The sequence below is a fragment of the Devosia sp. genome, assembly GCF_030689745.1.
GTDB lineage: Bacteria > Pseudomonadota > Alphaproteobacteria > Rhizobiales > Devosiaceae > Devosia > Devosia alba.
In genome coordinates, this window is the sequence record NZ_JAUYGL010000140.1 from 1 (window position 1) to 20,181 (window position 20,181).

Here is a 20,181-nt window from a genome sequence, read left to right on the forward strand (position 1 = left end):
CGATTCCATGCGCCAGCGCACCAATACGCGCTTCATGGTCATCACCCACAACCCGATCACCATGAGCCGCGTCGACCGCCTGTTCGGCGTCACCATGGCCGAACGCGGCGTCAGCCAACTGGTCTCGGTGGACCTGACGACGGCGGAGACGTTTTTGGAGGCGGGGTGATGAGGAATGAGTGCTCGGTTAACAACAGCCATTAGGATTGGGGACACAGCGAGGGCGGTCTTGCGAAAGACCCAGAGCTTTCCAGAGCGAGATTTGGCGCGGCATGAAGCCTGGCGCGACATGAAAGATATGGGCGTTGAACCGATGCTTCTGGCGCTCTCGATGGAGTTGGCACTCAAAGCCTGGTTCGTTTTTGACTTCGATGATCCGAAGGTCACCAAATCACACGACCTTGCCAAGCTCTTTGAGAGGCTGAAGCCCGAAAGTCAGGGAAAGCTTGACGCGGAGTTTAAGCGATCTGTAGCCCCATACCATCCCAACGGCTTCTACATCGACTACAGCATTCGTCACGTGATGTATCAGCACAAAGATGCGTTCACCGACTGGCGCTATATCCATGAGCCTAAATCGACGATGTTTGATCGGGACGCTTTCGAGGCAACGCTGGAGATGGTGCTCACAGAATTCGAGAAACGATACCGAACTGAGTGGGTACCGCCAATTTTGTTATAATGTCTTCGTCCACCGGCCACCCCATATTAGACGCTCACGCCCGCCGGGAAGCTACGCAACGCGGTCAAATTGATCTGGGGATGAGGATTCTAGATACCCAAGTGCGCCCGCAAATCGGCGACGCTTACTCGTTCTGCTTGAATTGCCGCGTCGAAGTCCACAATTGGCGAAAATGGCATCAGCGTTGGGGCCTGAAAAGGCTGCCCTTGTAGGTGCAGTATTAAAGTCTTGCATAACCTAATGATGTTTATCCACCGCAAGGCAAGCGAGTGGATTGCTGCAACTTCCTCTAGTTTAAGTCGATGAGTTCCAGACTTGCGCCCATCCAAAGATTTGGGGGACGTTGCAAAAATCACTGAAAGATTTTCGGTGGTCGCCAGTGATTTGAAACTACGAATTGTACTCCAGAGGTTCGAGAGGGCGTCGTAGGCGGCACTCTGAACATAAGCACCGTTATTAGCATCGTATTCGAGGAAAACGGTCGAGGTAAGTGCGTCGTCGATCACTACGGTTTCGAACTGCAATCCTAGACAGTGCAGCACGATGGTGCTCAGCAAGTTCCATTCGGTGAGATCGACGTCAACGTATCCCTGGTCGCGAATATCTTTGGTGAGCCGCTGCTTTGCTAAGGCCCACTCAAGCAAGTCGCCAAGATCTACGACCTCGTCATCGCGCTTGCTCATTAGGCTGCTCATGACGCGAAGGAGCTCGCCTTGAAGCGCGCTACGATATGCTGCGTCCTCTGATGTCATTCCTGTGAAAGCAAGAGGCTGCAGCACATCGTGAATATCGCGGAAATTCGAGAACTGGTGTATCCAGTTGCCGGTGGGCTTTGCAGTTCCGATCTTTACTGCCTTACCTGTTTCAACGTTTCGCCCGACCTCAGCGATGAACTGACTCACGAACTCTGCGTTACTGGCAAACCTACTCGGGGCTCTTGCAACTATATCCCGTTCGGACTCTTCCATCGCTGTCGTTGACAGAAAGCGCTCCAGTTCCCTTCGCTCCTCCTTCAGTTGCCAGACCTCCTGACGGACAAATGTAACGAGGCGTAACTTTCCTTGGATGTGAAGGTCGTACGCGTGCTGATACTCCTTCTGCGTGATACTGGTCTTAGTAGATTCATCGAACCATCCACCCACGCGACTGCCAATCAATAGGACGAAAAAATCCGCCTGCTCGATGTTGCCGAGGCAAGCCTCGTAGCTATGTTGATCGAGGTTGCCGCCAAAGTCGTTGTACTCTGATGCCAGCACCCGACAGCCTCGAGCCTCTAGACTAAATTTTATAGCCCCTCGTAGGTCTCGGAAGTCATAGATCGTGGAAGATAGGAAGAAAGTCGGGCGCCTAGCCATGCCATGCAATCCTGTCCGCAGATTCGAGCTTCCCAGAGATTATATCCTCAGTTCGCTGCAATTGAGCCCCAAACTAGATGCGATATCGTCTGAAAGCGCTCCTATCTCTTTGTAGTAGTCAGTCCACCCCATCACCCCACCCCCACCGCGCCGCTTGTTTGACATGATCGCGCCCAGACACCAGCTGCACCCTCCCCTTGACGGGACGGGTCAGTGCACAATTGGGCCCGACAGACCAACACCCTATTTCTGGGGTTCCAGCGATTTGAGATAGGCGATGATCGCCGAGGCCTGTGCGGGGTCGAATTCGAATTGCGGCATTTCGGGATGGGCGGTGACGATGCCCTCGACCAGCGCCTCGCTGAGAAACGACACATCATAGAGCAGATGCAGGTCGCGAAAGTTTGGGGCCCCGGCCAGCGGGCTGTCGTCGGTCGCGCCGGTGGCATGACAATCGGCGCAATACATGGTCGCCAGCGCCTGCCCTTCCTCCACCGGGGTGGGGTCCTGGGCGGCAGTCGGGCCGGTGGTGACGGCCAGGATGGCGGCGGCGATCATACCCTTGGGCAGCATGACGGGAATTCTCCGGGTTCAAAGCGAGACTGAAAGGGCAATTCCTCAGACGCAGTCCATTGTGCGCTACCCTATACCGGCACCGTGGCGGCATATTGTTCACGATCAACGAGCCACGGTGTTTTGACAAGCAGCCATCCATCTTGTCCCCGCCGCCAAAACTGCGCGCATAATCCCGCCATCACCCCGCATGGGCGGCCTGCAGGCGAACAGTGGTGGGGTGTGCCGGGTGGAAGTTCGTCTCTTCCACAGGTTCCAGTCCGGCCGTGTGGGGGCGAGCGATCCCCGTGCCGCCGTACAGTTCCAAAAACCGGCGCTCCGAGACGGCTCTCGTCTCGTTTTATTTTACTCAGGAGGCGAAAGCCGTCTCGGGGTCCGTCTTCGCAGGTGGTCTGCGAAGCAGATGAAAGGCTCCAGTGGAGCCTTTCAAACCAAGAAGGCCATGAGAGCTATGCTCGAATGGCGAGTGACAACCGCACTGCAGGCGGCGCTTCGGCATGCCCTTGGGTGGTAGAATCCCCCCATCCCCGCCCCGACTTCGCCATGATCGCCGGTGGACAGCATGCCGCACCCCTGCGACAAGCTGAATTGCTGTTACAGATCAACATGTTACAGTCGGTAAGGTTGTCTTGACACTCTCAGACCCCACTACTATGTTGCGCGCGACTTAAAAGGCGTCCCCGAAATTGCGGGGAGAAAGCCGGCCGAGGGGAGCAAGCGGATGGCAAAACCGCAAGATACCAAAGGCCAGCCGGACAGCGCCAACGGGGTGACGCATGATCTTGCATCGCGCATTGCCTCAGCCAAGCGGGACCGCAATATCGAGGACAACAGAGCCTCGGCAGAAGCATCCCCGGCGATGAGCGGTATGGCGCGCGGCATGCGCATCGGTACCGAGTTCATTGCCGCGATCCTGGTGGGTGCCATTATCGGCTATCTCATCGATCTTGGCCTGGGAACCAGCCCCTGGGGCTTGCTCATCATGCTATTGGTGGGCTTTGCTGCTGGAATACTCAATGTCACCCGTGTGGTGGCACAAATGAATGCCGCATCGCCAGCCCCGCCGGGGTCCGATCTGGGACCTGGCGAGGACGGTGAAGACAATAATGATGACGCTTAGAGGGCTCTATCTTGGCCGGTACTGATCCGATCCACCAATTCGTCATCGAGGACATGTTCCCGCTGTTCACCCTTGGCGGTGACGGCACTGCGGGTTCTGGCCTCAGCTTCGCCTTTACCAATTCGGCGCTGTTCATGGTCGCCACCGTGGCGATTATCGGGCTCTACCTGATCCTGTCGACCGGCTCCAAGAGCGTGATCCCGGGCCGGGCGCAACTGCTCAGCGAACTGGTCTATGGCTTCGTCGCCAATATGGTGCGAAGTGCAGCCGGCACCGCCGGCATGACCTTCTTCCCGCTGGTGTTCAGCCTGTTCACCTTCATCTTCGTGGCCAATATGCTGGGCATGGTGCCGTATTTCTTCACCGTCACCAGCCACATCATCGTCACCTTCGCGCTGTCGATGCTGGTGTTCCTCACGGTCATCATCTACGGCTTTTACAAGAACGGTCCGAAATTCCTCAAGCTGTTCGTGCCGGCCGGCGTACCCGGCTACATCCTTCCCATCGTGGCGCCCATCGAGTTCATCTCGTTCATGAGCCGCCCGATCTCGCTTTCCGTGCGTCTGTTCGGCAATATCCTGGCCGGTCACATCACGCTCAAAGTCTTCACCGGCTTCATCGTCACCATGGGCAGCCTGGGTTTCCTGGGCATCCTTGGGTCGGCGTTGCCGCTGATCATGGCCGTCGCGCTGACTGGTCTCGAATTTCTCGTCGGTGCGGTTCAGGCCTATGTCTTCGCAGTCCTGACCTGCATGTATCTCAACGACGCGATCCACCCATCTCACTAACTACCAGTCACGGCGGGCTGTTCCGCCAGAACCCCCGCTTAAAAGTCGCTTGAAAGGACTAATATTATGGAAGCTGAAGCCGCAAAGTACATCGGTGCCGGTATTGCTTGTTTCGGTATGGCTGGCGCCGCCATTGGCGTGGCCAACATTTTCGGCAACTTCCTGTCGGGCGCCCTGCGCAACCCGTCGGCAGCGCCAAGCCAGTTCTCGAACCTGATCTTCGGCTTCGCCGTGACCGAAGCTCTGGGCATCTTCTCGTTCCTGGTTGCCCTGATCCTGCTGTTCGTCGTCTAGGACTGACACGGCGATCACGATTTTCCGCAGCCGGGCTCGTTCCGGCTGCGCGTTCTTCACCGGCATATCTGCCGGCTGACCGAATTTAACGGGACCTGACCTGATGGCAACGCAAGCCTACGCCCAAGAAGCGGCTGTACCGGCCGAAGAGCTCGTCGAGGCGCCTGTCGCCACCGACGCACCTCACGCCGATCCGACCGCCGACACCCATGCCACGACCGAAGCATCGGGTGGCGAGCATGGTTCGGATGTGTTCCCGCCGTTTGACCCCGCAACATTTCCATCGCAGCTGCTGTGGCTCGCCATTACCTTTGGCGCCCTGTATCTGCTGATGAGCAAAATCGCCCTGCCCCGCATTGGCGGCATTCTGGAGAACCGCAAGGCCATCATGGACGCCGATCTGGCAGCCGCCGATGCCTCGCGCCAGCAGACCGACGCGGCCATTGCTGCCTATGAGGCTGCCCTGGCTGCTGCCAAGGCCAAGGCCCAGGGCATTGCCAATGAATCGCGTGAGGCGATCCAGGCCGATCTGGCCGCCAAGCGCAGCGCCGTCGAGGCCGATCTGAGCGCCAAGGTGAGTGAAGCCGAAGCCCGCATCCTGGTCACCAAGACCGAGGCACTGACCCATGTGGACGAGATCGCCACCGAAACCGCCCAGACGGTGGTGAGCCAGCTGGTCGGCGACGTCTCGGCTGACAGCGTCCGCGCTGCGGTCGCCAAGGCCAAGGAGTAAGCGAGATGGAATTCGACAACAGCTTTTACGCCCTCGTCGCGCTGATCATCTTCCTCGGACTGGCGCTGTATTTCGGCATCCACACCATCATCGCCAAGATGCTCGACGCCCAGATCAAGAAGATTGCCGATGATCTGGCGGAAGCCAAGAAATTGCGCGAAGAGGCCGCTGCCCTGCTGGTGGAATATGAGCAGAAGCGCGTTGCCGCCGAGAGCGAGGCGGCCGGCATCATCACCGCTGCCAAGGAAGAAGCGACCCGGCTGACCGCCGAAGCGCAGACCGCGCTGGCCGATCTGATCACCCGCCGCACCAAGTCGGTGGAAGACAAGATCGCCCAGGCCGAGGCCCATGCTGTCGCCGAAGTACGCGCCCGCTCGGCCGATGTGGCCATCGAAGCGGCCCGTCTGGTGCTGACCGACGAGATGAACCGCAAGGGCGGCCAGGTCGTCGACAAGGCCATCGCCGATGTCGGCAACCGTCTGAACTAGGCGTCACGCCAATTCAAGATTCAAGGGCGGGCATTTATGCCCGCCCTTGTCGTTTGCGGTAGGCTCGCAGCGCCTCTCCTGACCGCCCCCTTCAGGAGGAGGGACTGAACGGTGGGGGTGTGGCATGAGCGTGCCGAATGCTGGATCTGTCCCTCCCTCTTCAGGGGGAGGTTAGGTGGGGGGCAGCAGAAATGCCTGTGCCCCATGCACCGGGCGCGATTGACCTGCTGCGGAATCTCCAGCATGGTGCGCCCACTGCGGGAGAGACTGGATTTCTCCGGCGCCGAAGGAGCAACCGCCCCGGAAACTCTCAGGCCAAAGGACCGTAGTAGGCTACAACTCTGGAAAGCGGACAGGCACATTGCCGGGTCCCACCGAAGGAGCAACCGGCGCTCAGCCGGGAAATCTCTCAGGTGTTCAGGACAGAGGGGGCACGGAATTCGCCGCAAGGCGAGTGTAGTCGTGTCACCGAGTTCAGAATCCGGGATGTGTTGATGGCCCAAACCTCAGCCGAAACGATCAAGACCACGCCGCTTTACGAGCAGCACCTGGCCGCCAATGGCCGCATGGTGCCGTTCGGCGGATATTCTCTCCCCGTGCAATATGCGTCCGGTATCATGGCCGAACACAAATGGACCCGCGAACATGCGGGGCTGTTTGATGTCAGCCATATGGGGCCAGGTTTTTTGACGCTCAACAATCCCGGCGGCGATGCCGAAGCCGATCACGCCGCCGTCGCCGCCATCATCGAGCCGCTGATCTGCGGTGACATCACCGGCCTCAAGCCCGGCAACATCCGCTACACCATGCTGCTCAATGATCAGGGCGGGGTTATCGATGACTTGATGGTTGGCCGCTCGCCCCTGTTGGGTGGCGCGCTCTATATCGTGGTCAATGCCGGCACCAAGGATGGCGACTTCGCCATCATCGAGGCGGCAGCGGGCGACAAGGCCAGGCTGATGCGCGCCGATGCCGACAATGCGCTGCTGGCGCTGCAGGGCCCCGAGGCCGTGCAGGTGCTGGCCCGGATCGCGCCCGGTGCCGAAGACCTCAGCTTCATGCAATACCGCGCTTTCGACTGGAACGGCGAACGCCTGATCATCTCGCGCGCTGGCTATACCGGCGAAGACGGCTTTGAGATCCTGGTCTCCGCCGCCAATGCTGCCAGGCTGTGGGATGCCCTCCTGGCCGATGATCGCGTCCAGCCAGCGGGCCTTGGCGCCCGCGACAGCCTGCGCCTCGAAGCCGGTCTGCCGCTCTATGGTCATGACCTGGACGCAAGTGTTTCGCCCATTGAGGCAGGATTGGGCTTTGCCGTGTCCAAGCGCCGTCGCGAGGCCGCCGATTTCCCCGGTGCCAGCCGCATACTGGCCGAGCGCGAGGGGGCACCCGGTCGCATTCGCGTCGGCCTGATGGTCGAGGGCGCACCGGCCCGCGAAGGCGCCGAGATCCTTGACGCTGCCGGCTCCGTCATTGGCGTGGTCACCAGCGGCGGCTTTGCCCCTTCGCTGGGCAAGGCCATCGCCATGGGCTTCGTGCCGCCCAGCCATGCCGAAATCGGCACGGCGCTGCAGGTCAGCGTGCGCGGCCGTGCCCAGGCCGCCACAGTGGTGCCGACGCCCTTCGTACCGCATCGTTATTTCCGCAAGTCCAAAGCCAGTTGAGAGATCAGCCATGACCACCAAGTTCACCCCGGACCATGAATATATCCGCGTCGAGGGATCGACCGGGATTGTCGGCATCACGCCCTACGCACAGAACGCGCTGGGCGACATCGTCTTTGTCGAACTGCCCAGCGTCGGCAAAGTGCTCAAGAAGGGCGACGAGGCCGCCGTGGTCGAATCGGTGAAAGCGGCCTCGGAAATCTATGCCCCGGTGGCCGGTACCGTTTCCGAGATCAACGAGGCGCTATCGGGCGAACCCGGCCTGATCAATACCGACCCCGAAAGCGGCGGCTGGATCTACAAGATCACCATCGCCGATGCCAGCGAGCTGGACGGCCTGCTCGATGACGCGGCCTATGCCGAACTGACCAAGTAACGGACAAACATGCGCTACCTCCCCCATTCCGCAGCCGAACGCGCCGAAATGCTTGGTGTTATCGGCGCCGCCAATATCGACGCCCTGTTCAGCGCGGTGCCTGCAAACGCGCTCAAGAGCTTTGATCTCGGCCTGCCCGCCCATAGTCCCGAGTTCCTGGTCGAAGCGCATATGAAGGCGCTGGCCGGCCAGAACCATGCCGGGGCCGATGGTCCGTTCTTTATCGGCGCTGGCGCCTATCGCCATCATGTGCCGGCCACGGTCGATCACCTGATCCAGCGCTCGGAGTTCCTCACCGCCTATACGCCCTACCAGCCGGAAATCTCGCAGGGCACGCTGCAGATGCTGTTCGAGTTCCAGACCCAGGTGGCCAAGCTCACCGGCATGGATGTGGCCAATGCCAGCATGTATGACGGCTCCACCGGCACGGCCGAGGCCGTGCTGATGGCGCGGCGCCTCACCCGACGCAACAAGGTGGTGCTGTCGGGCGGCCTGCATCCGCATTATCGCGACGTGGTGAAAGCCTATCTCAAGGACGACAGCGATCTCGAATGCCTGTCGGCTTCGCCCGAAGGCCAGGGCGACATTCTCGATCATATCGACGAAGAGACCGCCGCCATCGTGGTGCAGACGCCGGACTTTTACGGCCATCTGCGCAACATCAGGGCTGCGGCCGACGCGGCCCATGCCAAGGGCGCGCTGCTGATCGTGGTGATCACCGAGGTGGTCTCGCTGGGCCTGCTCGAAGCCCCGGGCGCGCTGGGCGCCGATATCGTGGTGGCCGAGGGCCAGTCGATCGGCAATGCGCTGAATTTTGGCGGGCCTTATCTGGGCCTCTTGGCCACGCGCAAGGAATTCATCCGGCAGATGCCCGGCCGGGTCTGTGGCGAGACTGTCGATGCCGAAGGCCAGCGCGGTTTCGTGCTGACGCTGTCGACGCGCGAGCAGCATATCCGCCGCGAAAAGGCGACGAGCAATATCTGCACCAATTCCGGGCTGTGCGCCCTGGCCTTCTCCATCCACATGGCGCTGCTGGGCGAAGCCGGCTTCACCCGCCTGGCCCGGCTCAACCACGCCAATGCCTGCAAGCTGGCCGATGCGCTGGAAGCGGTGCCCGGGGTCGAGGTGCTCAACAGGACCTTCTTCAACGAAATGACCATCCGCACCAGCACGCCTGCCGCTGCGCTGATTGAGCGTCTGGCCCAGCGCGGCATTCTGGGCGGCGTGCCGGTGAGCCGGCTGGAGCCGGGCGATCCAGGGGTTGCCAATCTCATCGTGCTGGCCGCAACCGAACTGACCACTGAGGGCGATATCGCCGCGCTCTGCGCTGCGTTGAGCGAGGAACTGGCATGAGCATGAACAAGCAAGGCCGCCCTACCGGTACCGGCACCTCAGACTTCGCCTCCACCTCGGGCTCGGCGCTGCTGCCCAATGAACCGCTACTGTTCGAGATCGGCGATACCGAGCATTCCGGTGTCGATCTGCCGGATGCTGAGATCAACACCGCCCGCCTGGGCGGTTTCGAGCGCAAGATGCCGCTTGACCTGGCCGGGCTGACCGAGCCGGAAGCCATGCGGCACTATGTGCGCCTCAGCCGCCTCAACCATTCGATCGATTCTGGCATGTATCCGCTGGGCTCGTGCACGATGAAGCACAATCCGCGACTCAACGAGAAGATGGCCCGCCTGCCCGGATTTGCCGATATCCACCCGCTGCAGCCGGTTTCCACCGTGCAGGGAGCGCTCGAGCTGATGAACCAGCTCAGCCACTGGCTGATGACGCTGACCAATACCTCGGCCGTGGCGCTCACCCCCAAGGCCGGCGCGCATGGTGAACTGCTGGGCATGATGACGATCAAGGCGGCGCAGCAGGCGGCTGGACAGGGTCACCGCACCATCGTGCTGGTTCCCGAAAGCGCCCATGGCACCAATCCGGCGACGGCAGCGTTCCTGGGCTATTCGGTCAAGTCGATCCCGGCCCGGGCCGACGGCACGGTCGACGTGCAGGCAGTCAAGGATGCGCTGTCGCCCGAAGTGGCGGCGATCATGCTGACCAACCCCAATACCTGTGGCCTGTTTGAGCCGCAGGTGATCGAGATTGCCCAGGCGGTCCACGGTGCCGGGGCGTTCTTTTACTGCGATGGCGCCAATTTCAACGCCATCATGGGCGTCGTCCGGCCGGGCGATCTGGGCATCGACGCCATGCACATCAACCTGCACAAGACCTTCTCGACGCCGCATGGCGGCGGCGGGCCGGGTGCCGGTCCGGTGGTGCTGTCGGCAGCGCTGGCACCGTTCGCCCCGGTGCCCTTCGTGCGGCAGGGCAGCGATGGTCTTGAGCTGGTCGAACACACCGAAGGCGAGGCGCTGGGCCGCATCACTGCCTTCCAGGGCCAGATGGGCATGTATGTCCGGGCGCTGACCTATATGCTCAGCCATGGCGGCGACGGGCTGGCGCAGGCAGCGGAAGATGCAGTGCTGAACGCCAATTACATCAAGGCGCGGCTGGGCCATGTGTTCTCGGTGCCGTTCCCGGATTATCCGACCATGCATGAGGCGCTGTTCGATGACAGTTTCCTCGCCGGCACGGGCGTCACCACGCTCGACTTTGCCAAGGCGCTGATCGACGAGGGTTTCCACCCCATGACCATGTATTTCCCGCTGGTGGTGCATGGCGCCATGCTGGTCGAACCAACCGAGAGCGAATCCAAGCAGACGCTGGACCATTTCTGCGATGTGATGGAAGAGTTGGCGCTCGATGCCAAAGCCGGCAATGCGGCGCGGTTCACTGCGGCGCCGCTCCACGCGCCCCGCCGCCGTCTCGACGAAACCCGCGCGGCCCGTGCGCCGATCCTGAAATGGGAACGGCCCGAAGACCTGCCCCAGGCGGCGGAGTAGTCGTCATAGACGATGCGCCAAACAGAAGGGCCCGCGGACTTGTCCACGGGCCTCTCAACTAAGCGATACTGCGGAAATTTCAGCCGCGGGTATCGAAACCAACCCAGATGACAATGTCCTCGCCGCCCAGATAGGGGATGGCGACATTGTCGATCACCTTGACGAACTCGGCCGAGCGGGCGGGTGCGGTGATGGCGACGGGAATGGTGTATTTTTCCGAGAAGATGGCCTGGCCATCGCGTTCGACGGCAAACCGGATCGGGGCATTGACGCTGGTCTGCTTGCCCTGGGGCCCGAGCAGGACCCGACCGGTTACGCCCATATTGACGGTAATCAGGCCATTGGAGACCACGCAGTTGCGCGTGCTTTCGTCGATCACGCCCTGATACTGCAGCGCTCGCGCATCGCCGGTCTTGCCGCTGCCATAGTAGAACATCGCCTCGCTGCCGGGGCGCACGCGGATGGGCGGACACTGGGTGGCGATGGCGGGCAAGGCGCTGCTCTGGGCCTGCGCCACGGCAGCCGGTGTGGCAGTGGCGTTCTGCAATGTCTGGGTCTGGGCGGCATTGCCGCCGCCAAACATGCTGCCCATCGAGCAGCCAGCAAGCACGGTTGCGGCGGCAGCGGCGGCCGTCAAGCGCAGGGACAGGGTCGTGAAAACGGTCATCAGCAAATCTCCGAACGCGATACTAGACGGTGCCGGCTTCAAGGGCCATCAGAATAGCGGGCGCACCGCTGGCACCAACGCCGGGGGCGTCTTCGAGAAAGACCGCGTCGACAACACCATCGCGGATGATCATGGCAGCGCGGGCAAAACGCTGGCCCATGCCGGCAACAGAAAGATCCTTGGCCAGGCCAAGCGCCTCGGCCAGTGCGGCATTGCCGTCAGCGACAAAGTCAATCTGCCCCAATGCGCCGCTGGCTTCGGCCCAGGCCTTCATGACGTGATGGTCATTGACCGAAGCGCAGACGACACGGTCGACGCCGGCAGCCTTGAGCTTGGGCAGATTGGCGAGGAAGCCGGGCAGATGATTGAGGTGGCAAGTGGGCGTAAAAGCCCCCGGAACGGTGAACAGCACCACCAGCCCCTGCCCCAATACGGCGTCTGAAGTGGTGTCGACAAAGCCATCAGCACTGACAAGCTTGGTCGGTACGGACGGTAACGAACTGCCGCGTTCAATCATATTTCGATAGGCCCCTGCATATGGCTACCCTAGGGGCAGCACTTCGCCTCGCTCAACACAAGTGTCCGGAATATGCGGCTTTGTCACCACAAACAAGGCCTTGCCGGCCTTTCCCCTTAACACTCGCTAGTCGGCCGGTGAGACCGCGACGGACCGGTTGATTTCAAAAGCGCCCATCTCCGTCATGAAGGTGAGCTCCACCGGCTGGTTCGCCAGATCAGTCTCGCCATCATCCCCCAGCACCGGGATCAGCACTAGGTTCGGTTCCGGGCTTTTTTGCGGCGCGCCGAACAGCGGCTGGCCGCTTGCCGTCGCCGCGATCAGCGAGTTGGGGTCGAGCGCCGCATCGCTGACGGGAACTTCGAGCATGCCGGTCTGGGCGTCATAGACCACTTCGCCTATCGGCTGGGTATCTTCATCCCAGTCGATGGGCGCCATGGCCACGGCCTGACGCAGCCGCAGACCGTTGGCCTGGTCGGGAGTCGGGTCTGCCAGGGCCAGTGAAAAGCGCGCCTGGGCGGGCACACAGATGTCCGAGCAGATGCCGAGCACGGCCGCCATCTCGGCATGGGTTGCGCCGGGGGACAGCGTCACCTCGATCGGCAGCACGGTGGGGCCGTAATAGACATAATCGGAATACCCACCCTGGCTCGACAGCGTCGGATAGGGCCAGAGAATTTGATGATCGATCACCGCAGGGGAGGTGCTGAAATCGAGCTCGGTGGGCAGTCCGGTTTCGCCGGGCACCCGCCAATAGGTCTTGGTGGTGACGGGCATGTCGATCTCAAGCCCCAGCAGCATCTTGCCATTGGGTTTGATCTGTCCTGTGCTGATCAGACGCAGGTTCACGCCGGGGGCAACTTCCTGCCAAGCGGTCTCGCCCGCGAAAGCAGGCTGGGCAAGCAGGGCGAAAGCGGCAGCGACGAGGAATGATGGGCGCATGGCATTGCCAATAGCGCAGGACAGCATGAAGAAACAGCTACGGGCGCATCAGGCCTTCGTGAAGACCACCGAGCCGCTTTGCTGCCTGCCGAACTTGGCAGGACCGGTGCAGACGCCTACATTGCAGTCATGAACTCACTTGAAGGACAATTCCTGATCGCCATGCCCGATATGGACGATGAACGCTTTGCAGAAAGCGTCATCCTGCTCGTCGGCCACGGCGATGAGGGCGCCATGGGGCTCGTGGTCAATCATGAGCTGGAAAACCTGCGCTTTGCCGACATCATCGATGAACTCGATCTGGGTGATCCCGACAGCGTCATCCGGCTGCCCGACACAATCCGCCAGCGCGCCGTGATGCGGGGGGGACCTGTCGAGAGGGGACGCGGCTTTGTGCTGCACTCATCCGATTACCGGAGCGGCAATACCTATGCCGTGGCGGACGGGGTCAGCCTGACGGCAACACTGGATGTGCTCAAGGCCATGGCCTTTGGGCCGCCACCGGCGTCCGCCCTGTTCGCGCTGGGCTGCTGTGGCTGGAGTGCGGGCCAGTTGGAGGACGAGATTGCCAGCAATGGCTGGCTGACGGCGCCATTCTCGCCCAAACTGCTGTTCGAGACGCCGGTAGCGGACCGCTATGATGCCGCTTTGGCCAGTCTGCACATCACCCGGGCCTCGCTGAGTCCGGATGCGGGACACGCCTAGCGGCCGAGTTGCGTGGCGAGTTTCTTGCCGAATTCGGGGCCGGTCATCGCCGCACCAAACGCATAGCCCTGGGCATAGCGACAATTGAGCGTACGCAGGCGCTCAAGCTCTTCCTGGCTCTCAACGCCCTCGGCGATCACCATCAGATCGAGATCACTGGCCAGCGTCACGATGGACTTGATGATTGGGATCTGGGTGTGGGCAATGCCGGTGCCCTCACTCAGCTTCACAAAGGCCTGCGGAATCTTGATGGTGTCGAACGGGAAGCGGTGCAGATAGCTCAGTGAGGAATGGCCGGTGCCAAAATCGTCGAGCGCCAGACCCAGGCCGAGATTGCGCAAGGCCTGCAGCATATAGGCGGAGTGTTCCGGATTGGTCATCACCTGACTCTCGGTGATCTCCAGCTTGAGGTGGCGGGCCAGTTCCTTGTCCTGGCTCACCAGGCTGCGCATGTCGTTGAGCAGGGTTTCGGTCGCCAACTGGGTCGGCGAGAGATTGACCGAGATGAAGAAGTCCTCGGGCAGGCCAAAGGCGGTCATCCAGTCCTTGGCCTGGGCGGCGGATTGCTCGAAGGCGAGCCGGCCGAGCTTTTCGATCTGCCCGGAGCGTTCCGCCAGCGGCACGAATTCGTCCGGATTGACGACGCCGCGGGTGGGGTGGGTCCAGCGCATCAGCGCCTCGGCCCCGACCATCTGATTGGTCTGGATATCCATCACCGGCTGGAACTGCACGTGCAGTTCGCCGTGCTTCATGCCCCGCTCGAGATCTTCCTCGCTGGCGCGATTATAGGCGGCAATCGACCGTGCCGAAGCCCGATAGGCCTCGATCCGGTCACCGCCCAGCCGCTTGGCGTAATACATGGCCAGTTCAGCATCGCGCAGCACATCGGCGGCTTCGGCAGGGTTGCTGTCATAGATGGTCACGCCAATCGAGGCGGTCAGTGTCAGGTCGCGGTCGCCAAAGTTGAAGGGGGCCTTGAGGGCCTTGCGGATCTGCTCGGCGGTCTCGGCGATCTTTCCGGCGGCCTGTTCAGACGCCAGAATGACGGCAAACTGGTCCCCGGTAATGCGCGCCACGGTGTCGAGAGGGCGCATGACGCGGGTAATTCGGCGCGAAATGGCCAACAGAACCGAATCGGACGCGGCGTGTCCAATACGTTCCTCAAGCTCCATGAAGCGGTCGATGTCGATCAGGAACACGGCCGGCTTGGTGCCGCCGGGGAGGCGGGCACGGACCAGCGCCCGCTCCAGCCGGTCAAGCAGCAATTGCCGATTGGGCAGGCCGGTCAGGCTGTCATGCACGGCGTCGTGCAGCAGGCGCTCGCGCGAGGCGCGGTCCTCGGTGACATCCTGCAGGGTCCCGACGATGCGGTTGACCTGGCCGTCGCCGCCCAAGACCGGCTTCACGCGCATACGGAAGGAACGGTAATTGCCATCATGGCCGGCCACGCGCATATCGGCAGAGACCTTGCCGCGCCGCAGTTCCACCAGCGTATCAAAGGCGGTGCGGAAGCGATCGCGGTCATCGGGATGCACGCGATCGAGCCAGAGCTTGATGGCACCGCGCAGCGCGCCACGCTTTTCACCCAGCCGAATCGCCAATTCGTCGCTGACGGCGACGCGATCGCGCTCAATGTTCCAGTCAAAGACAAAGTCGCCCGAGCCGGTCAGGGCCAGCGCGCGCCGCTCGACTTCGGACAGGGTGCCGATGGTGACCTGACCTTCCGAGAAGGCGTGCTGCACGGCGGTGAAGCCGAGCAACATGACGATCAGCACCAGGCCACCGCCAACAGCAGGCTGTGCCACGTCATTGGAGACCTGACCGGAAACCACCAGCCAGGAATAGAACAGCCAGGCAATGACGATGATCCAGGTTGGCACGAGCAATACAGCGCGGTCGTAGCCGCGCAGGGCCAGCAGCAGGATCAGGAAGAAGCCCGACAGGCCCAGCAAGACCAGCACCAGGCGTGCAATCGTGGCAGCGATGGCGGGTTCAAAGAAAGCGAAGGCGAACAGCGCCAGAAACAGCGCTGCTAGGCCCAAGGCGAGGTGCACGAAGCGCAGGTGCCATCTGTGCAGATTGAGATAGATAAACAGGAATCCGGCCAGAGTCGTGGCGATGCCTGCCTCAGCGGCGGCACGAAGCGGCTGTACGCCGGTGGCCGACAGACCCAGCAGGCGGCCGAGCACGCCGAAATCGATCAACAAATAGGTCAGCACGGCCCAGGCAACCGCAGCGGTCGCTGGAAACACGCCGCGTCCCTTGACCACGAACATGATGGTCAGGAACACCGCGGCGAGTGAGGCAACGCCCAGCACCACGCCGCGGAACAAGGTGAAAGAGTTGACGTAGTCACGATAGGCATTGGGCTGCCACAGATATAGTTCGGGCAGGCCCTGACCGGTCAACTCGGCGACAAAGGTCACGGTGGCACCGGGATCGAGCGTCACCTCGAAAACATCGGCTTCGGCATCGCTCAACCGCACCGGCCTGATGCCGGCGCTGGGGGTCAGGGCGGTAACGCGGTCACTGCCGAGGTCGGGCTGCAAGATACCCGATCCGGGCAGTCGGTAGAATGGCGCCACCAGCAACCGCTCGATCTGCTGATCGCTCTCATTGCGCAGCGCGAACAGGGCGAAGCCGGGATTGGTGCCCGCTTCGGAGGCCAGCACTTCAATGCGGCGGATAATGCCGTCAGCACCCGGTGCGGTGGACAATTGCACGCGTCCATCGCTGCCGGGCCGGACGTCCAGCACATCCGACAGATTGACGGCATTGACGTCGTCGGGAACCGAGATGACTTCCAGGGCAAGAGCGGGGGCGAGCGATGTCAGCGCTAGGGCAAGACACATCGCGAGTGCATAAAGGTGACGCATCAAGGGCGAGTATATCCTGCGGTAGGCTTCATTGTGGCAGCGATCCGACCAAGCGCAAGAAAACTGTCGCGCGGCTGGAAAGGCATCCTCTTGAGGGGAGCGTCCATTAGGTAGCGGGGATTGCAACAGGCGACAAGCTTCCCGCGCTGTGGCGCAATAGCCACACTCTATCCCACGCGCCTGGTGAAACTGGCCAGTTCATAGCGTTCCCGGGTCAGACCGAACAGAACATGGTCTTCCCAGCGGCCATTGATCTGCAGATATTTCTCGGCAAAACCCTCTTCAATGAAGCCATTCTTCTCCAGCACCCGGCGCGACGCCTGATTGCCCGGCAGAAAGGCTGCGTGAATGCGGTGCAAGGCAAGGGTATCAAAAACAAAGGGCAGGCAGGTGGCAACCGCCTCGCTCATCAGGCCCTTGCCGGCAAATTGCTGGCCCATCCAATAGCCCAGATTGACGAACTGGGCGGCGCGCCGGCGCACATTGGACAGGGTTATTCCGCCCACCAGGGTCTGCTGGCGCCCGTCAGGCAGGAAGATGAACAGGGAGTAGTCGGTCCCCTCCTCCGCCTCTTCGCGGGCGCGCTTGACCCGCGTGACAAAGACCCGCTGCGCCAGATCGGCCTCGGTCCAGCGGGGTTCGAAAGGGCGCAGAAAGTCGCGACTCCCCCGGCGCAGTGCGTACCACTGCTCGTAATCCGACAACTGCGGCAGGCGCAGTTGCACAGTCTTGCCCTGCAGGTTGACCAGCGATGTCGGCGACGACCAGGGCCAGAGCATGGCTTTGGCCACTAACGCTTAAGGTGTTCACCAATGGCCTGGACATCGGCGAGATTGCCGATGGGGCCAATGCCGGCCAGGGTGGGTGCGCCCTGGGTGAAGATCTGCTCGGCAATATCCTGGACGCGCCTGGCAGTGATGGCGTTGATGCGGTCCACCGTTTCCTGCATGGGGATGGGGCGGCCCCACAGAATCTGCTGGCGGGCCAGTTGCCCAGCCCGTGCCGAGGGGCTTTCCAGCGACATCAGCAGGCCAGCGCGGATCTGGTTGCGCACGCGGATCACTTCATCTTCGGTGATGCTCTCAGTGGCCCGTTTGAGTTCATCGAGCACAACAGGCACCAGCTCGGCCACTTCGCTTTCGCCGGTAGCTGCCGCGACGCCGAACACGCCGCTGTCGGCAAAGGCCCAGTGGAACGAATACACCGAATAGCACAGGCCGCGCTTCTCCCGGATTTCCTGGAACAGGCGCGAGCTCATGCCGCCGCCCAGAATCGAGGCCAGGACCTGCGCCGCGTAGAACCCGTCAGCGTTGTAGGCGCGGCCCTCGAAGCCTACCACGATATGGGCCTGCTCATGGTCGGAGACCAGTCGTTCCTGGCCACCCTCATAGGCAGCGCGTTGCGGGGCCGGCGCGCCATTGGGCTTGAGCTCGGCAAAGCGCTCGCGCGCCACATCGACCAGCTCGTCATGGCTGACATTGCCGGCAGCCGCGAGCACCATGTGGTCACCCACATAATTGCGCTTCATGTATTTGCGGATGGTATCGGAGTTGACCTCACGGACCGAGTCAGCCGTGCCCAGAATGGTGCGGCCGATGGGTTGGCGGGGAAATGCGGCTTCCTGAAACAGGTCGAACACCTGATCGTCCGGATTGTCGCGTGCCGCGCCGATCTCCTGGACGATGACCTGCTTCTCGCGGACCAATTCGTCCTCGTCGAACAGGGAATTCTGCAGAATATCGGCGAGGATATCGGCAGCAAGGACAACGTCCTCCTTGAGTACCCGCGCAAAATAGCCGGTGTGCTCGATCGAGGTAGCCGCGTTGAGATCACCGCCCACGTTCTCGATGGCTTCAGCAATCTGCAGCGCGTTGCGCGAACTGGTACCCTTGAAGGCCATGTGCTCGAGCAGATGGGAAATGCCATGCTCGGTCTTGCGTTCGGAGCGCGCTCCCGCCTTGACCCAGACGCCCAGCGAAGCACTTTCGAGATGGGACATGTGATCGGTCAGGATCACCATGCCATTGTCCAGGGTCGTTGATTCTACGCTCACTCAGCATTCTCCTCAGGCCCAGCGATCGGATGGCCGCAGGCCCCTCATCTCGCTAGGCAGCGCGCGTACGCGCTGTAATGAAATCTTCAACCGCTTGCTGGTCGTTGGCAAGGACACTGAGGCGTTCCTCGCGCTCATAGAGGTCGGCCAGCCAACTCGGCAGCGCCGGATCAACACCCGAGGCGGCCTTGACAGCGGCAGGGAATTTGGCCGGATGCGCGGTCGCCAGGGTAATCATCGGCGTCGTGCCATGGGGTTGCTGCTGGGCCACGTGCAGGCCCACGGCCGTATGCGGATCGAGCAGATAGTCGGCCGCCTTGAGGGTCTGGGCGATGGTGGCCCGGGTCGCGTCCTCGTCGGTGGTGGCAGCAGCAAAGTCGCGGCGAATGGCCTGCAAGGCCATGTCGGGTACGGCAAAGCCGCCCGATTGCTTGAGGCTGTCCATCATCCGCCGCACGGCAGCGGCATCGCGTCCCGCGGCCTCAAACAACAGCCGCTCGAAGTTCGACGAGATCTCGATATCCATTGAAGGGCTGATGGTTGGGGCCACGCCGGCCATTTCATAGCGGCCGGTGTCCAGGGTGCGGCGCAGAATGTCATTGGCATTGGTGGCGATGATCAGCCTGTCGATGGGCAGGCCCATGGCCTTGGCACAGTAGCCAGCAAAGATATCGCCGAAATTGCCGGTGGGCACGGTGAAGCAGACTGGACGGTGCGGCGCGCCCAGTGAAACACCCGCCGTAAAATAATAGACAATCTGCGCGACAATGCGGCCCCAATTGATCGAGTTCACCCCTGACAGGCGGACGCGATCGCGGAACCCGTGATTGTTGAACATGGCCTTGACGATGCTCTGGCAGTCATCAAACGTGCCCTCGAGGGCAATGTTGTGGACATTGGCGTCGAGCACGGTGGTCATCTGCAGACGCTGCACGGGCGAGGTGCGCCCCTGTGGGTGCAGGATGAAGATATCGGTGGTGTCACGACCACGGAAGGCTTCGATGGCAGCCGAACCGGTATCGCCCGAGGTGGCGCCGACAATGGTTGCCTTGAGCCCCCGCTCGGCCAGGATATGATCCATGATCCGGCTGAGGAACTGCATGGCGACGTCCTTGAATGCCAGCGTCGGCCCGTGGAACAGTTCGAGCACAAACTGGCCCGGGGCGAGTTCCACCAGTGGCGCTACCGAAGGGTGACGGAACACGGCATAGGAATCGTCGATGATCTGTTTGAGTCTGGCCGGTGCGATCTCGTCGCCGGTAAAGCGACTGATGATGGCATAGGCGACTTCGGCATAGGATTTGCCCGCAAAGCTGGCGATTTCGTCGGGCCCAACTTGCGGCCAGGACTGGGGTACATAGAGCCCACCATCGGATGCCAGGCCAGCCAGAACTGCGTCAGAGAAGCCGAGCACGGGTGCCTGCCCGCGCGTTGAAACAAACTGCATTGGG

General features: G+C 61.7%; 20 protein-coding genes and 1 riboswitch. Of the genes, 11 read left to right on the forward strand and 9 right to left on the reverse strand.

Annotation, left to right across the window (positions count from 1 at the left end; translation table 11 throughout):
- Window positions 1-229 precede the first annotated feature (229 nt).
- Window positions 230-682, forward strand: a complete 453-nt coding sequence (locus Q8O80_RS12115) for a hypothetical protein (RefSeq protein WP_305579705.1) — start codon at window positions 230-232, stop codon at window positions 680-682.
- 89 nt (window positions 683-771) lie between these two features.
- On the opposite strand, the gene Q8O80_RS12120 is transcribed toward Q8O80_RS12115, so the two are convergent.
- Window positions 772-2,037 carry a DUF4062 domain-containing protein gene (locus Q8O80_RS12120; RefSeq protein ID WP_305579706.1) on the reverse strand — a complete coding sequence of 422 codons (1,266 nt, stop codon included), beginning with the start codon at window positions 2,035-2,037 and terminating at the stop codon, window positions 772-774.
- Between the two features lie 243 nt (window positions 2,038-2,280).
- Complete coding sequence (locus Q8O80_RS12125; protein ID WP_305579707.1) at window positions 2,281-2,610, reverse strand: cytochrome c; 330 nt, start codon at window positions 2,608-2,610, stop codon at window positions 2,281-2,283.
- A gap of 721 nt (window positions 2,611-3,331) precedes the next feature.
- On the opposite strand from Q8O80_RS12125, the gene Q8O80_RS12130 reads away from it, so the two are divergent.
- The 9 genes from Q8O80_RS12130 to gcvPB all read left to right on the forward strand — a co-directional run bounded on the left by Q8O80_RS12130 (window position 3,332) and on the right by gcvPB (window position 10,970).
- A complete protein-coding gene (locus Q8O80_RS12130; RefSeq protein ID WP_305579708.1) occupies window positions 3,332-3,730 on the forward strand; it encodes an AtpZ/AtpI family protein in 399 nt (132 codons plus the stop codon).
- 11 nt (window positions 3,731-3,741) lie between these two features.
- Entirely contained in the window at window positions 3,742-4,518 is a 777-nt protein-coding gene (locus Q8O80_RS12135; protein ID WP_305579709.1) for a F0F1 ATP synthase subunit A, read from the forward strand.
- A 66-nt stretch (window positions 4,519-4,584) separates the two neighbouring features.
- Window positions 4,585-4,812, forward strand: a complete 228-nt coding sequence (locus Q8O80_RS12140; RefSeq protein ID WP_108462026.1) for a F0F1 ATP synthase subunit C — start codon at window positions 4,585-4,587, stop codon at window positions 4,810-4,812.
- A 100-nt stretch (window positions 4,813-4,912) separates the two neighbouring features.
- Window positions 4,913-5,545, forward strand: coding sequence for a F0F1 ATP synthase subunit B (locus Q8O80_RS12145; protein ID WP_371136183.1), 633 nt, complete (start codon window positions 4,913-4,915; stop codon window positions 5,543-5,545).
- A gap of 5 nt (window positions 5,546-5,550) precedes the next feature.
- The gene (locus tag Q8O80_RS12150) at window positions 5,551-6,033 is read left to right on the forward strand and encodes an ATP F0F1 synthase subunit B (protein WP_305579711.1); all 483 of its coding nucleotides are present in this window, start codon (window positions 5,551-5,553) and stop codon (window positions 6,031-6,033) included.
- Between the two features lie 248 nt (window positions 6,034-6,281).
- A riboswitch (glycine riboswitch) is annotated at window positions 6,282-6,369 on the forward strand.
- Window positions 6,370-6,527: 158 nt separating this feature from the next.
- Window positions 6,528-7,697: a glycine cleavage system aminomethyltransferase GcvT gene (gene gcvT, locus Q8O80_RS12155; RefSeq protein ID WP_305579712.1), complete on the forward strand. Its 1,170-nt coding sequence runs from the start codon at window positions 6,528-6,530 to the stop codon at window positions 7,695-7,697.
- 10 nt (window positions 7,698-7,707) lie between these two features.
- A complete protein-coding gene (gene gcvH / locus Q8O80_RS12160) occupies window positions 7,708-8,073 on the forward strand; it encodes a glycine cleavage system protein GcvH (protein ID WP_305579713.1) in 366 nt (121 codons plus the stop codon).
- 9 nt (window positions 8,074-8,082) lie between these two features.
- Window positions 8,083-9,426, forward strand: coding sequence for an aminomethyl-transferring glycine dehydrogenase subunit GcvPA (gene gcvPA, locus Q8O80_RS12165; RefSeq protein ID WP_305579714.1), 1,344 nt, complete (start codon window positions 8,083-8,085; stop codon window positions 9,424-9,426).
- Window positions 9,423-10,970 carry an aminomethyl-transferring glycine dehydrogenase subunit GcvPB gene (gene gcvPB / locus Q8O80_RS12170; RefSeq protein ID WP_305579715.1) on the forward strand — a complete coding sequence of 516 codons (1,548 nt, stop codon included), beginning with the start codon at window positions 9,423-9,425 and terminating at the stop codon, window positions 10,968-10,970. The genes gcvPA and gcvPB overlap by 4 nt, the downstream gene beginning before the upstream one ends.
- A gap of 79 nt (window positions 10,971-11,049) precedes the next feature.
- Here the strand turns inward: gcvPB and Q8O80_RS12175 are convergent, their stop codons facing one another.
- The 3 genes from Q8O80_RS12175 to Q8O80_RS12185 all read right to left on the reverse strand — a co-directional run bounded on the left by Q8O80_RS12175 (window position 11,050) and on the right by Q8O80_RS12185 (window position 13,123).
- Window positions 11,050-11,637: a hypothetical protein gene (locus Q8O80_RS12175; RefSeq protein ID WP_305579716.1), complete on the reverse strand. Its 588-nt coding sequence runs from the start codon at window positions 11,635-11,637 to the stop codon at window positions 11,050-11,052.
- A 22-nt stretch (window positions 11,638-11,659) separates the two neighbouring features.
- Complete coding sequence (locus Q8O80_RS12180) at window positions 11,660-12,154, reverse strand: peroxiredoxin (protein ID WP_305579717.1); 495 nt, start codon at window positions 12,152-12,154, stop codon at window positions 11,660-11,662.
- A gap of 126 nt (window positions 12,155-12,280) precedes the next feature.
- Entirely contained in the window at window positions 12,281-13,123 is an 843-nt protein-coding gene (locus Q8O80_RS12185) for a protein-disulfide reductase DsbD domain-containing protein (protein ID WP_305579718.1), read from the reverse strand.
- A gap of 102 nt (window positions 13,124-13,225) precedes the next feature.
- Between Q8O80_RS12185 and Q8O80_RS12190 the strand changes: the two genes are divergently transcribed.
- Complete coding sequence (locus Q8O80_RS12190) at window positions 13,226-13,801, forward strand: YqgE/AlgH family protein (protein ID WP_305579719.1); 576 nt, start codon at window positions 13,226-13,228, stop codon at window positions 13,799-13,801.
- Here the strand turns inward: Q8O80_RS12190 and Q8O80_RS12195 are convergent.
- From Q8O80_RS12195 to thrC, 4 genes are all read right to left on the reverse strand, one after another.
- Complete coding sequence (locus tag Q8O80_RS12195; RefSeq protein WP_305579733.1) at window positions 13,798-16,677, reverse strand: bifunctional diguanylate cyclase/phosphodiesterase; 2,880 nt, start codon at window positions 16,675-16,677, stop codon at window positions 13,798-13,800. The genes Q8O80_RS12190 and Q8O80_RS12195 overlap by 4 nt on opposite strands.
- A gap of 167 nt (window positions 16,678-16,844) precedes the next feature.
- Complete coding sequence (locus Q8O80_RS12200) at window positions 16,845-17,456, reverse strand: GNAT family N-acetyltransferase (protein WP_305579720.1); 612 nt, start codon at window positions 17,454-17,456, stop codon at window positions 16,845-16,847.
- Window positions 17,457-17,467: 11 nt separating this feature from the next.
- Window positions 17,468-18,730, reverse strand: a complete 1,263-nt coding sequence (locus Q8O80_RS12205) for a pitrilysin family protein (protein ID WP_305579721.1) — start codon at window positions 18,728-18,730, stop codon at window positions 17,468-17,470.
- A 52-nt stretch (window positions 18,731-18,782) separates the two neighbouring features.
- Window positions 18,783-20,177, reverse strand: coding sequence for a threonine synthase (gene thrC / locus Q8O80_RS12210; protein WP_305579722.1), 1,395 nt, complete (start codon window positions 20,175-20,177; stop codon window positions 18,783-18,785).
- Window positions 20,178-20,181 lie beyond the last annotated feature (4 nt).